The sequence below is a fragment of the Cellulomonas sp. P5_C6 genome (genome assembly GCF_054049635.1).
Genome location: NZ_JBFULZ010000016.1, coordinates 1 through 13,251, shown reverse-complemented (window position 1 = coordinate 13,251; position 13,251 = coordinate 1). Strand labels below are relative to the sequence as shown.

Below are 13,251 nucleotides of genomic sequence, written 5' to 3'. Positions count from 1 at the left end.
CAGATTGTCACGGCCGTCCCCCCGAGACAATGCGGTCATCCACCCCACAAGCGTCGGTGCAGCGCGTCAGCCCTTTTCACCCGGTCGGCGTTCACCCGTCCGTGACTCCCGAGCCGGCGGTCCCGCGCGCGGCATCGGCACGCAGGCGGTAGGAACGGACCCCATGAGGATTCACGACACCGGTGACCTGTGGTGGAAGAACGCCGTCATCTACTGCCTGGACGTCGAGACGTTCATGGACTGGAACGACGACGGCGTCGGCGACCTCCCGGGCCTGGTGCAGAGGATCGACCACCTGGCCGACCTGGGCGTCACGTGCCTGTGGCTCATGCCGTTCTACCCGACGCAGGACTACGACGACGGCTACGACATCTCGGACTTCCTGGGGGTCGACCCGCGGCTGGGCGACGTGGGCGACCTGCTCGAGGTGATCCGGACCGCCCGCGACCGCGGGATCCGGGTGATCGCGGACCTCGTCGTCAACCACACGTCGTGGAAGCACCGGTGGTTCCAGGAGTCCCGCAAGAGCCTCGACAACCCGTACCGCGACTTCTACGTCTGGCGGAAGGACAAGCCGCCGTCCACCAAGGACAAGGTCGTCTTCCCGGACAAGGAGACGGGCATCTGGACCAAGGACGACGCGACCGGCGAGTGGTACCGGCACACCTTCTACCACCAGCAGCCGGACCTCAACACGGCGAACCCGCAGGTCAGGGACGCGATCGCGAAGGTGATCGGGTACTGGGCCGAGCTGGGGCTGAGCGGGTTCCGGGTCGACGCCGTGCCGTTCTTCCTCGCGGACGCGGCGAACACCCCGGGCGACGACGTGGTCCACAAGCACGACTTCCTCAAGGAGCTGCGCTCGTTCCTGACCCGCCGGGTCGGCGACGCGATCCTCATGGGCGAGGTCAACCTGCCGTACGAGCAGCAGCGGCTCTACTTCGGCGGGGGCCCTGCACAGAGCGACGAGCTGACGCTGCAGTTCGACTTCATCGGCATGCAGCACCTCTACCTGGCGCTCGCCCGACGGGACGCCCGCCCGATCGCCGACGCCCTGTCGAAGCGACCCGAGATCCCGCACGACGCCCAGTGGGCCACGTTCGTCCGCAACCACGACGAGCTCACGCTGGACAAGCTGTCGGACGAGGAGCGCCAGGAGGTGTTCGACGCCCTCGGCCCGGACCCCGACATGCAGCTCTACGGCCGCGGCCTGCGACGGCGTCTGCCGACGATGCTGGACGGCGACCCCCGCCGCATCCGGATGGTCTACTCGCTGCTCTTCTCGCTGCCCGGCACGCCGGTCCTGTTCTACGGCGAGGAGATCGGCATGGGCGAGAACCTCGCCGCCGAGGGTCGGATGGCCGTCCGCACGCCCATGCAGTGGACCTCGGGCACGAACGGCGGATTCTCGCAGGCGCCGGCGCGCAGGCTGTCGGGTCCGGTCACCCCGGGCGGGTACTCCCCCGAGCACGTGAACGTGGCCGACCAGCGCCGCGACCCCGGGTCGCTGCTCAACTTCGTCCAGCTGCTGGTCCGCCGCTACCGGGAGTCCCCCGAGCTCGGCTGGACCGCGCGGGCCGAGATCCTCGCGCAGCCGCACCACTCGGTCCTCGCCCACCGCAGCACCTGGGGTGACGGCTCGACGATCGCGGTGCACAACCTCGGCCCGGACGCCGTCACCGTGCCCCTCCGGTTCGCCGACTGCGACGACACGGTCGAGCTGGTCGACCTGCTGCAGGACGGCTCGTGCACGATCGACGCCGACGGCCGTACCGACGTCGACGTCGAGGGCTACGGCTACCGCTGGCTGCGGGTGGTCCGGCAGGGCGACCGCCGGCTGATCTGAAGCGATTCGCGCCGCCCGCCGGTCGGCTCGCTCAGCACACTCCCAGAAAACTCGCGTACCGTGCCGAGGTCCGCCGCCTCCCCGGGCGGGACCCAATACGACGGAGGACCTTCGTGCGCCGCACGACCACCGCCCGCCGCGGCCTCGCCGCGGCCGCAGTCGCCCTGACCCTCGGCCTGTCGCTGGCCGCCTGCTCCGGTGACTCCGGCGCCGACCCGTCCGCGTCGCCCTCCGCGTCGTCGACGTCGGCCGAGAACGCCGCCGACACCGCCGCGCTCGCCCAGGTGAAGGTCGAGGGAGAAGCCGGCAGCAAGCCGACCATCACGCTCCCGTCGACGCCGTTCACCGTGACCGGCCTGACCGTGCGCGTCGTCGACGAGGGCACGGGCGCCGAGATCACCGAGGGCCAGACGCTCTCCATCCAGACCACGGCGATCTCCGGCAAGGACGGCAGCGCGCTCGGCGACACCTACTCGAGCACCCCTGAGACCCTCGTCGCGGACGACCAGCTGCTCCCGGCGCTGCACGACGCGCTCGTCGGCCAGAAGGTCGGCGTCCGCATCCTGTTCGCCGTCCCCGGCGACGACGGCACGACGAACGTGGTCGTCGGCGAGGTCGTGGAGGCCAAGGACACCCCGCCGGTGCCCAAGCGCGCCGAGGGCGAGGCCGTGACCCCGCCCGCCGGCCTGCCGACCGTGACCCTCGACGCCGACGGCAAGCCGTCGATCACGCCGCTCACCGACCCGGCGCCGACCACGCTGGTCGCGCAGACGCTGATCAAGGGCGCAGGCGCTCCGGTGACCGCCGACCAGACGCTGACGGTGCACTACACCGGCTGGCTCTGGGACGGCACGCAGTTCGACTCCTCGTGGGACCGCGGCGAGCCGGCGACGTTCGCGCTGAGCGGCGTCATCCCCGGCTGGACCCAGGGCCTCACGGGCCAGACGGTCGGCAGCCAGGTGCTGCTGATCATCCCGCCGGACCTCGGTTACGGGGCCACGGCCAGCGGCTCGATCCCGGCGAACTCCACGCTGGTGTTCGTGGTGGACATCCTCGCCGCCAGCTGACCCACACCCTGCACGCAGCACGAGCCCGGGACGCCTCGCGTCCCGGGCTCGTGGCGTCCTAGGGTGGCCGGAAGAGCCAGACGACTCCGGACCGGGAGTGGACGATGGACCAGGCAGCGACGCCGAGGATCCGGACGGTCGCGCTGCTCGGCGCCGCCGGATCGGGCAAGACGACCCTCACCGAGGCGCTGCTGCACCGCGCCGGCGTGCTCACCCGTGCGGGGCGCATCGAGGACGGGTCGACGGTCACCGACCACGAGCCGGAGGAGATCGCGCGCGGGATCTCCCTGGGCCTCGGGGTCGCCCCCTTTCCGTGGACCGCACCGGATGGCAACGCCTACGACGTGACGCTGCTCGACGCCCCGGGGTCGGCCGACTTCGCGGGTTCCGTCGACGCCGCGCTGGCGGCCGCGGACCTGGCGCTGATCGTGGTGAGCGCGGTCGACGGGGTCCAGTCCGGCACGCACGCGGCATGGCGGCTCGCGGCCGACGCGGGCGTGCCCCGGATGGTCGTCGTGACCAAGGAGGACAAGGCCCGGGCCGACTTCCGGCACGTGCTGGCGGACCTGCGCGCGGCCTTCGGGGACGCCCTGGTCCCCCTCGAGCTGCCGCTCGGCGAGGAGACGGCGTTCACGGGCGTCGCCGACGTGCTCTCCGAGGAGGGCCTCGCCTACGACCGCGAGGGCCGGCACCACTCCGAGGCCCTCCCCGCGGGGCTCGCGGACGAGGAGCATCGCCTGCACGACGAGGTGACCGAGGAGATCGTCGCGCACGACGACGACCAGCTCGAGCGGTACCTGTCGGGCGACATGCCGACCACCGCGGAGCTGGAGAGCACGCTCGCGCACGAGGTCCGCGACGGCGAGGCGTTCCCCGTGCTCATGGCCTCGGGGGTCACCGGCGTCGGCGTCGACCGGCTGGCGGACCTGCTCTGCGAGCTGGGTCCGTCCCCGGCGGACCGGACCGCCCGCGTGCAGGCCGGCAAGACCGAGGTCGAGGTGGCCGCCGACCCGGACGGCCCGACCCTGCTGTACGCGTTCCGCACGCTCGCGGACCCGTTCGTCGGCCAGGTGACCATGTTCCGGGTGCTGTCCGGCACGGTCCGCAACGGAGACCGGCTGATCAACACGGCGACCCGCACGGAGGAGCGCATCCCGGGGCTGTTCCGGCTGCGGGGCAAGGAGCACCTGCCGGTCGACGCCGTCCCGGCGGGGCAGATCGGCGCCGTCGCCAAGCTCACCGGGACGCCGTCGGGGACCCTGCTGGCGGAGCGCACCGGGCCGGCCGCGTCGATGACCGCCCGGCCCCCGCGGGAGCGGGACACGGTGTACGGGCTGGCGCTCGAGCCGCTCACGCAGTCCGACGACGACCGGCTCTCCGCCGCCCTGGGCCGCCTCACCGCCGAGGACCCCACGCTGCGCATCGAGCGCTCCGGCGAGAGCACCGTGCTGCGGGGGCTCGGCGACACGCACCTGGCGGTGGCGCTGGAGCGGCTGGCGCGGGTGTTCGGGGTGCACGTCAGCACGTCGCCCGTGCCGGTCGGGTACCGCGAGACCATCCGCCGGCCCGTCGAGGCCGAGGGCAAGGTGAAGAAGCAGTCGGGCGGGCACGGGCAGTTCGCGGTGGTGCAGCTGCGGGTGTCGCCCCTGCCGCACGGGACGGGGTTCGAGTTCGTCGACGCCATCGTCGGCGGCGCCATCCCCCGCACCTACGTGCAGGCCGTGCACAAGGGCGTGATCGAGGCGATGGCCGGCGGCGGCCCGCACGGCTACCCCGTCGTCGACCTGCGCGTCGAGGTCTACGACGGCAAGTCGCACTCGGTCGACTCCTCCGACATGGCCTTCCGCACGGCCGCGGGCAACGGCGTCCGCGAGGCCCTCAACGCCGTCGGCACCATCGTCCTCGAGCCCATCAGCCACGTGTCGGTGACCGTGCCGATCACCGCGCAGGGCGACGTGATGAGCGACCTGTCGGCCCGGCGGGGGCACATCAACGCGACCACGTCCCTCGACGACGGCCTGGTGCTCATCGAGGCGTCGGTGCCGGAGGCGGAGCTCGGGCGGTACGTGCTGGACCTGCGCTCGATCACCGGCGGCCGCGCCGAGCTGTCGATCGAGGCCGACCGGTTCGAGGTGTGCCCCGACCACCTGGTCCCGGCCTGAGAGACTCGCGCCCGTGACCGACGAACGGGAGATCGCCCAGCTGACGCGCCTGGTCAGGGAGTTCAGCACCGAGCGCGACTGGCAGCAGTTCCACGACCCGAAGTCCGTGATCCTCGCGCTGGTGGGCGAGGTCGGGGAGCTGGCGGAGCTGTTCCAGTGGGTGCCCGCGCACGAGGCGGTCGCGCGGTTCGCCGCCCCCGACCGCCACGCGCGCGTCGCGGAGGAGATGGCCGACGTCCTCGTCTACCTCGTGTGCCTCGCCGACGTGCTCGGCGTCGACCTGGGCGAGGCCGCGCGGGCCAAGCTGGCGGACTCGCACCGCCGGTTCGCGGCCGACGAGGTCCGCGGCGTCGCGCCCGACAAGCCGTAGACGCCTAGCCTCGACACCATGGCCCGGTACTTCGACGTCCACCCCGAGAACCCCCAGCCGCGGTCGATCGCGCAGGTGGTCGAGCTGCTCCGCAAGGACGCGGTCATCGCCTACCCCACGGACTCCTGCTACGCGCTGGGCTCCCGGATCGACAACCACGCGGGCGCGGACCGCATCCGGTCCATCCGGCACCTCGACGACCGGCACCACTTCACGCTGGTCTGCGCCGACTTCGCGCAGCTCGGGCAGCTGGTGCACCTGGACAACAGCGCGTTCCGCGCGATCAAGGCGGCGACCCCCGGCCCGTACACGTTCATCCTGCTGGCCACCCCCGAGGTGCCCAAGCGGCTCGCGCACGCGAAGAAGCGGTCCGTCGGCGTGCGCATCCCGAACCACCCCGTGGCCCAGGCGATCCTGCGCGAGCTCGGCGAGCCCCTCCTGTCCAGCACCCTGCTGATGCCCGGGCACGAGTGGCCCATGGTCGAGGGCTGGCAGATCAAGGAGGAGCTGGACCAGGTGCTGGACGCGGTGGTCGACGCCGGCGACTGCGGGACCGAGCCGACGACGGTGGTGGACTGGACCGACGGCACGCCCGAGGTGGTCCGGGTGGGCGCGGGCGACCCGGACCGGTTCTGAGGACGCTGTCCCCGTTCCGCGAGAACGTCACTTCGTCGCGAGAACGGCAGTTCAGAGTGACGTTCTCGCGGTGAAGTGACGTTCTCGAGGGGGTGGCGGTGGCGTACGTCGGGGTGGTCGGGCCGTCGGAGGCGTCCGCCGACGAGATTGACGCGGCCGAGGAGCTGGGTCTCGGGCTTGCCCGGCGCGGGGACGTCGTGGTCTGCGGCGGGCTCGGTGGCGTGATGGCCGCCGTCGCGCGCGGTGCCGCGCAGGCCGGCGGGGTGGTCGTCGGGCTGCTGCCCGGGACCGACCGGGCTGAGGCGGACCCGCACGTCACGGTGGCGATCCCGACCGGGCTCGGCGAGCTCCGGAACGCCCTGATCGTGCGGTCCAGCGACGTCGTCGTGAGCGTGGGCGGGTCGTGGGGGACGACGAGCGAGGTGGCGCTGGCCGTGCGGACGGGCGTGCCGGTCGTCGCGATCGGCGGCTGGCGGATCGCCCCGGCCGACGGGTCCGTGCCGGCGACGGGCCCGCGCGAGGTGGCGTCGGCAGCCGAGGCGCTCGCGCTGCTGGACCGGCTGACCGACTGAGGACGCGCCCGGCCGCAGTGGTAGGAATGCCCGCGTGACAGACGCAGCCGCGCACAGCCCGCTCGCGGGCTGGTGGCGCCGCGCGGCGGGCGCCGTGGTCGACGTGCTGGTCACGTTCGCGGTCTACCTCCTGGGCGTCGCCCTCTCGGTCCTCACCGACCCGCAGCCACCGCCGACGCACCCGACGGTCGGCGGCGTCGTCGTCATCGTCGGCGCGGTGCTCATCCCGGTGGTGTGGGTGTGGAACCGCGGCGGGCAGCAGGGTCGGTCGGGCCAGTCCCTGGGCCGGTCGCTGACGGGCACGCGGCTGGTCTCGACGGTCACGGACGAGCCGCTCGGCGCCGGCCCGGCGATCACGCGCGACGTCGCCCACCTGCTCGACCTGCCGCTGCTCCTCGGGTTCCTCTGGCCGTTGTGGGACCGGCGCCGTCAGACGTTCGCGGACAAGACCGCCTCGACGGTGGTGGTCCGGGCGGCCCCGGGTCTCACGGAGTGACACGGGCAACCCGGACGGGTGAACCGGGCGCGCCGTCCGATTCGCGCCGAACCGGGTGAACACCGTCGTCAGAGCGCAATTCGGGACCCGGGGCAACCATCCGCGCCCGGCGGGAACGCCTGCACGAGCCCGGCATACCTGGCACGATGCTCGAATTGCCGCGAGGTTGGGCGGCGGAACGACGGACCGACGGCATGGGGGCCACATGAAGTTCGCGATGGGATCAGACGTCCTCTCGACGCTGACCAAGAAGACCTCGACGTCCAGCGACGACCTCGGCGCCCTGGTGAAGCAACTGGCCGCCGCCGCCGAGCCGCTCCAGGGCAAGTTCAACGGCGCGGGTCGCGCGGCGTTCGACAAGTTCAAGGGCGAGACCGACCGCATCTCCGCCGACCTCAACGGTGCTCTGCACGCGGTGCTCACCGGCATCGGCGGCATGGACCGCTCGTTCGGCGAGGGCGACCAGCAGATGGCGGACGAGACCCGATCGACCGAGGGCAGCACCGCGTTCGACGCGGCGCGCTTCGGCAGCTCCAAGGCCTGAGGGGGATCACCATGAGCACCGGCAACAGCATCGACCGCCGCGACTACGAGCTCGCGGCCTCGCAGACGGCCCAGGAGAACTTCAACGCCGTCGCGTCGCGGCTCGAGGCCCTGATCGACGCCCGTGACCGGGACGTCAAGGCCGCGATGTCGGACTACCTGGCCGACGGCGTGTCCGAGGACTACGCCGCCAAGGAGGCCCGCTGGAACCGGGTCGCCGGCGAGGTGCGCACGATCATCCGCACGCTCCGCGGCGCGCTGGAGAAGAACGACACCACCGCGCAGGACACCCTGAAGAAGGCCAAGGCCGCCGTCGACGCGATCGGCTGACCCGATGTCGAGATGGCACATCGAGCCCGCGGGCGTGCAGGACGTCCTCACCCGGGTGGGGAGCGCGGCTGAGCTGCTGGGCAGCGCCGTGGAGCAGCTGCCCGGGCACGCGGAGTCCGTCGTGGCGGGGACGGCGAGCTCGCCGATCATCGCCGACGCGCTCAGCGGGTTCTTCGAGTTCTACAAGCCCACGCTGACGTCCATCGGCAACCGCATCAACGCGTCGGTCGGTGGCGCGGCCGCGGCGACCCGCTGGTACCTGACGGGCGACGAGGAGATGGCGGCGCAGCAGCAGGCGGCCGCGCAGTCCGTCGCCGGCACGGGCGTCTCGACGTTCACCGTCCCCCCGGTGCCGGGCTCATGACGGCGGACATGTGCTACGCGTCGGGCATCAACCCGTACGCGATCCCCGGTGCCGACCTCGACCCGGACGGCGTGATCGCGGCGGCGAACGCGCTGGGCACCGGCGGCGGGGCGGTCCGGGACGCGGGCGCGGACGTCGTCGGCAAGTGGCGTGGCCTCGCGGCTCACTACGAGGCGCCCGAGGCGGCGCAGCTGTTCACAGTGATGGACCCGGTGGAGGCGAGCGCGCGCGACTTCGGCGACGCCGTCGCCCAGGTCGCGGTCGTGCTGCGCGCCTACGCCGAGGAGATCCGTCCCATCAAGGCCTCCCTCGCGGCGGTCAAGCGCGACGCCTACGCGTTCCGCGACAAGATCGCGTCGAACAGCGACTGGGAGTACGACCAGGACCTGGTCGACGAGAACACGGACCTGATCGGGCGCGTCAACTCCGCCCAGGTCACGCTCTGGGACGCCGAGCGCACCTGCGCCAACGGGATCCGCGCCCTGTACTGCGCGGCGCCGTGGCACGCCATGACCAGCGAGCACGACCCCCTGGGCTACGGGGTCGCGGAGATCCCGGACGACGCGGCGATGGCGTGGGGCTCGTCCGTGGAGCGCAAGGACCACTGCCCGAAGTCCGCGGCCGTCGGGGTCAAGGAGTTCGTCTGGGACGGGCTCGTGGTCGACGGCCTGGGCGGGACGCTCGTCGGGCTCGGCGCCATGGTCGGCATCCAGGACTGGTCGTGGTCCTGGGACACCATGAAGACCACGTGGGGCGCCATGGGCGGCCTCATCGGCCTCAAGGACGGGCAGTGGTCGTGGGGCACGGCCGGCGACTCCTGGACCGCGCTGGGCAAGGGCCTGATCAGCTACGACGCCTGGGAGGACGGCCACGGAGCCCGCGGCGCCGGCGGTGCGATCTTCAACATCGGCACCTTCTTCATCCCCGTGGCGGGGCAGGCCGCGGGCGTGGTCAAGGGCGGCGCCCTGGCGGCGAAGGCCGGCCGGGTGGCCACGTGGCTCGAGAAGGGCGCGCGGATCGCCGACTTCGTCGACCCCGTGGCCCTGGCCCTCAAGGGCGGCAAGATCGTGCTGCCCAAGATGGGCGACCTGCTCGGCGGCCTGCGCGGCGCGACCGAGGGCCTGGGCGACGCCCTCAAGGTCCCCGACGTGCCCACCACGTTCGACCTGCCCACCAGCAGCCTCGACAACATCGCTGACGGCGTCCCGCCGGTGCGCGACCCCGCCGACCTGCCGCCCGTGCACGAGCCGGTCGAGGTCCCCGCGCCGGTCAACCACCAGCTGGTCGGCCCCGACGGCAACCCGATCCACGACACCACCCCCGGCGGCACCGGCACGGGCGGCGACGACCTGGCCGGCTCGCCGAAGGCCCCCACGGACCCCGTCCACGCGCCGAGCACGGACACGCCGACCGGCGGGAGCCACGACCCGGGTCCGACAGGCGGCACGACGACGGCCCCCGGACCGGCCCACCCCGGCGGCCCGAGCGGTCCCGTCACCGACCCCGCTCCGCCGACCGGCGGGACCGGGGGCGGCACCCCGGGCACGCCGCCGGACCCCGAGCGCGTCTACACGATGGCCGACGGCACCGAGCACCACACCGCCTACGCGCCCGAGCAGGTGCCCGCGCACAACGCCGCGCAGGTCATCGACTCCGTGCTCGCCGACCCCGACGTGTTCGCCCGGCACGGCGTCGCGCCGTGGACGCACGACCACCTGGTGCAGGTGGTGATGACGCCGATCGGCGACCTCACGCCCCCGGAGCTGGCCGTCCTGCGCGAGATCGACGACGCCCTGCCGCCGCCGTCCGCCGGGGACGCGGTGCAGAAGGTGCTGGACCCGACCGACCTGCAGAACATCCTCAACGGCTCCATGACGCAGCTGGGTGGCTCGGTCGCGCGCCTCGAGGACGTCGTCGGCCTGAGCAGCGTCGAGCACCTGCACGACGCGCTCCGGCTGGACTATCCCAAGACCCCCTTCACCACCGACGCGGACAGCTTCCACGCCCTGCGCTTCGAGGCCACGCAGAACGCCGACATCTCGCGGAACTCGCTCCTGGGCGGCAACGGCTCGACGGACACCTGGGCGGACCCGTACACCGGCAACGGGTTCCTCAAGTCCCCGGACCTCATCCCCGAGTACCGGCTGCCGCGGGCGGACATCCCCGCGGGCGCCGAGATCTGGGAGTTCACGCGCGACGGCACCCAGCGTCTGTACGCGGCGTTCGACGGGTCCACGTGGATCCGGGTGGCCCGGTGACGTCGACGGACCCGGCGCTGTCGCTCCCGCGGGGCGAGTTCGCGATCCACCGCGGCACCACGTACAAGTCGGCCGGGCCGATCCGCGGCGCCCGGCGCCTGCTGCTCGACGACGTCGCGGCGTACGAGGCCTTCCCCGCCGCGGACGTCGTGCAGCGCGTGCCGCACCGCGAGGGGCAGCCGTGGATGCTCGACGTCCCCGACCACGCGCTCGACCGCGTCTTCCAGCGCAGCGTCGTCGCCACCTGGTTCGGCGAGCCGGTCACGGTGACCAAGGCGCCCGACGTCGCCACCGGCACCGTGGAGATCGCGTACGAGCGGAGCCCGCAGTTCGCGGCGGCCACCCACATGCTCGGCGACCAGTACTCCGGCTGGCGCACCCTCGTGGACGCGACCGAGCTCGAGGACGTCCGCGCGGTCGACCGCCCGGTGCAGCTGCGGGAGACCCCGTGACGGACGCCCGGGACCCAGCCGTCCGTCGCGGCGCGTACCTCGTCTACCGCGGCGAGCACTACCGCACCGTCGTCGTCCCCGAGCGGCAGTACACCCTGGCCGTCCGGCTGTCGGGCGACGTCGGGCTCGAGCGCTTCGACGCCGCCGACATCGTGGCGACCAGCGGTGAGCTGCCCGGCGCCGCGTGGGTCGCCCTGCGTCCGTCGTCCGTGGAGCGGACCTACGTGACGTCGGCGACCGCGTCGTGGGGCGACGGGCAGGTCTGGCTCGCGGGCCCGGCCGACCCGGAGACCGGCACGGTCCTGGTCGGCAGCCACGACCCGTTCGACGACGACGTCCTGGCCGGCCGGCCCTCCGCCGGGGGGCCAGGCGTCGGGTGGTTCGTCCACGCCCCGCTCGACGAGCTCGGCGCGGTCGAGCTGACCGACGAGCCGTACCAGCTGCCGTGAGGGCCGGGTCCTCCCAGGAGCACGTCACGACCGTCATGCAGAAGGCCGTGACGCCGCAGATGAGCACGGCCTACCTCGACGGCGGGTACGACCGCGTCGCGGGCTTCGTCGTGCGCGCCGACGACGTCGCGTGGGCGACCACGCCGGCCGAGGTGTTCGCGGCGCACGGGCTCGGCTTCCCGGGCACGCCGTTCGCCCCGGACGCCCCGCACGTCGACGTCCTGCGGTTCCCGGCGACCGCGCAGCTCCGGTTCGAGAACGCCACCGGCGGCACGGACGCCGAGACCCGCGCGCTGACGGGTGGCCCGTTCCTCGACCGGCCGCCGTTCACGGGGACCGGGTTCGTGCCCGTCGAGGGCCACCTCGTCCCGCTCTCCTGGCTGGTCCACTCGCGGGTGCCGGCGGCGTCCGAGCTGGTGCGCATCGCCGCCGACGGGTCGAGCACGGTGCTCGCCCAGTACGTCGACGTCGGCCACGCGTGGGTGTCCGACGTGGTGCGCGTGACGCCGTCGCCCAGCCCGCGGATCTCGCGGCTGGTGGGCCCGATGGCGACGTGGCAGAACACCTATCTGAACGCGGACCCGCTCGGCGACGAGGTGGTGGTCGTGTCCGAGGTCGAGCCGCCCCCGGCCTACGGCTTCGCCCGGACCGTCGCGGGCCGCTGGCGACGGGTGGTCCCGGTCGGCGAGGTCACCGAGCTGTTCGAGCTGGACGTCTCGGGCCGCTGGAACGGGCTCGAGGTGCGGTCCGTGGACCAGTGGACGCACACCGACGGCACGGAGCTCTCCCGCGTCTCGTACACGGGCCACGACGCCAACCTGGCGGAGGGCCTGCGCCTGTCCAAGGTCGACGCCGCCGTGTACGAGGCCACCGTGCCCACCGCGAGCCTCGTCGACGTCGTCACCACCCAGCTCCTCCCGGCGTCGTGGTCAGCGGCGAGCTGAGCGCACCCGGTTCCCTCGGGGGGCGGTCGCAGGGGCGCCTGAAACGTGCCAGTATCGGCGGTCGCAGAGGGCCGATGCCGGGTGCCGACCGGCAGGACGCCCACGATGATCGAGGGGGTCCGCCGGCATGACCGTCGCCGTCGCTGCCTCCTGTGGTGTGTGCGCCGCAGCCCTGCCCGACGGTCGCGACGTCTGCCCGCGGTGCGGGTCGCGCGTGCAGCACCCGCAGGCCTCGATGCCCACCGCGCTCGCCGGGACCCTGCCCGCCGCGACCGGCTCGCGGGCGCTGGCCGCCGTGGTCGACGTCCTGCTGCTGCTCGTGGCGCTGTCCCCGCTGGTCGTCGGCCTGCTGGCGCCTGCCGGCGCACGCGCGGCTCTCATCGCCACCGGCGCGGTGCTCGTCGTCGGGCTCGCGCTCGCGATGTGGGCGACGCTCGCCCGCGCGGGCCAGACGCCGGGCAGCGCGCTGCTCGGCCTGCGGACCGTCGACGTCCTCACCGGGCTGCCGCCGGGCGCCGGCGTCGGGCTGCGCACCTGGCTGCGCGACACGGTGACGCTCGACGTGCGGGCGGGTCGGGACCCCCTGCACGACGTCGCCCCGGACGGGCCGGGCGTCGCACCGCAYGAGATCGCGCCGCGCGAGATCCGGCCGGCCGCACCGGCCGCGCCGGCCGTCACCACCGGGGCCACCCGCGCCGCCCACCGCACCGCGGCTCCCGCCACGGGCCCGACCCCCGCACCGGCGCCCGAGCCCTCCCGTCG

15 protein-coding genes are annotated in these 13,251 nt (G+C 73.5%); all 15 read left to right on the top strand.

What is annotated here, in order from left to right; genetic code table 11:
• Window positions 1–163: 163 nt before the first annotated feature.
• Window positions 164–1,846, top strand: a complete 1,683-nt coding sequence (locus ACXJKG_RS03360) for an alpha-amylase family protein (protein ID WP_456844345.1) — start codon at window positions 164–166, stop codon at window positions 1,844–1,846.
• Window positions 1,847–1,959: 113 nt separating this feature from the next.
• A complete protein-coding gene (locus ACXJKG_RS03355; RefSeq protein ID WP_456844344.1) occupies window positions 1,960–2,913 on the top strand; it encodes an FKBP-type peptidyl-prolyl cis-trans isomerase in 954 nt (317 codons plus the stop codon).
• Between the two features lie 104 nt (window positions 2,914–3,017).
• Window positions 3,018–5,075, top strand: coding sequence for an elongation factor G (locus tag ACXJKG_RS03350; RefSeq protein ID WP_456844343.1), 2,058 nt, complete (start codon window positions 3,018–3,020; stop codon window positions 5,073–5,075).
• A gap of 13 nt (window positions 5,076–5,088) precedes the next feature.
• A complete protein-coding gene (locus tag ACXJKG_RS03345) occupies window positions 5,089–5,445 on the top strand; it encodes a nucleotide pyrophosphohydrolase (RefSeq protein ID WP_456844342.1) in 357 nt (118 codons plus the stop codon).
• A gap of 18 nt (window positions 5,446–5,463) precedes the next feature.
• A complete protein-coding gene (locus tag ACXJKG_RS03340; protein WP_456844341.1) occupies window positions 5,464–6,081 on the top strand; it encodes an L-threonylcarbamoyladenylate synthase in 618 nt (205 codons plus the stop codon).
• A 98-nt stretch (window positions 6,082–6,179) separates the two neighbouring features.
• Window positions 6,180–6,653 carry a TIGR00725 family protein gene (locus ACXJKG_RS03335; RefSeq protein ID WP_456844340.1) on the top strand — a complete coding sequence of 158 codons (474 nt, stop codon included), beginning with the start codon at window positions 6,180–6,182 and terminating at the stop codon, window positions 6,651–6,653.
• Between the two features lie 34 nt (window positions 6,654–6,687).
• Window positions 6,688–7,149, top strand: coding sequence for an RDD family protein (locus ACXJKG_RS03330; RefSeq protein WP_456844339.1), 462 nt, complete (start codon window positions 6,688–6,690; stop codon window positions 7,147–7,149).
• A 217-nt stretch (window positions 7,150–7,366) separates the two neighbouring features.
• A complete protein-coding gene (locus tag ACXJKG_RS03325; protein ID WP_456844338.1) occupies window positions 7,367–7,693 on the top strand; it encodes a WXG100 family type VII secretion target in 327 nt (108 codons plus the stop codon).
• A gap of 11 nt (window positions 7,694–7,704) precedes the next feature.
• On the top strand, window positions 7,705–8,022 hold the full coding sequence (locus tag ACXJKG_RS03320; protein ID WP_456844337.1) for a pore-forming ESAT-6 family protein: 318 nt from the start codon (window positions 7,705–7,707) through the stop codon (window positions 8,020–8,022).
• A 4-nt stretch (window positions 8,023–8,026) separates the two neighbouring features.
• Window positions 8,027–8,386, top strand: coding sequence for a DUF6507 family protein (locus ACXJKG_RS03315; protein ID WP_456844336.1), 360 nt, complete (start codon window positions 8,027–8,029; stop codon window positions 8,384–8,386).
• Window positions 8,383–10,644: a hypothetical protein gene (locus ACXJKG_RS03310; RefSeq protein WP_456844335.1), complete on the top strand. Its 2,262-nt coding sequence runs from the start codon at window positions 8,383–8,385 to the stop codon at window positions 10,642–10,644. Before ACXJKG_RS03315 ends, ACXJKG_RS03310 begins: the two co-directional genes overlap by 4 nt.
• The gene (locus ACXJKG_RS03305) at window positions 10,641–11,096 is read left to right on the top strand and encodes a hypothetical protein (protein ID WP_456844334.1); all 456 of its coding nucleotides are present in this window, start codon (window positions 10,641–10,643) and stop codon (window positions 11,094–11,096) included. The genes ACXJKG_RS03310 and ACXJKG_RS03305 overlap by 4 nt, the downstream gene beginning before the upstream one ends.
• Window positions 11,093–11,545 carry a hypothetical protein gene (locus ACXJKG_RS03300; protein WP_456844333.1) on the top strand — a complete coding sequence of 151 codons (453 nt, stop codon included), beginning with the start codon at window positions 11,093–11,095 and terminating at the stop codon, window positions 11,543–11,545. Before ACXJKG_RS03305 ends, ACXJKG_RS03300 begins: the two co-directional genes overlap by 4 nt.
• Complete coding sequence (locus tag ACXJKG_RS03295) at window positions 11,542–12,489, top strand: hypothetical protein (protein ID WP_456844332.1); 948 nt, start codon at window positions 11,542–11,544, stop codon at window positions 12,487–12,489. The genes ACXJKG_RS03300 and ACXJKG_RS03295 overlap by 4 nt, the downstream gene beginning before the upstream one ends.
• Before the next feature lie 127 nt (window positions 12,490–12,616).
• Window positions 12,617–13,251: RDD family protein (locus tag ACXJKG_RS03290; protein ID WP_456844331.1), on the top strand; the 635-nt coding region annotated here is incomplete at its 3' end.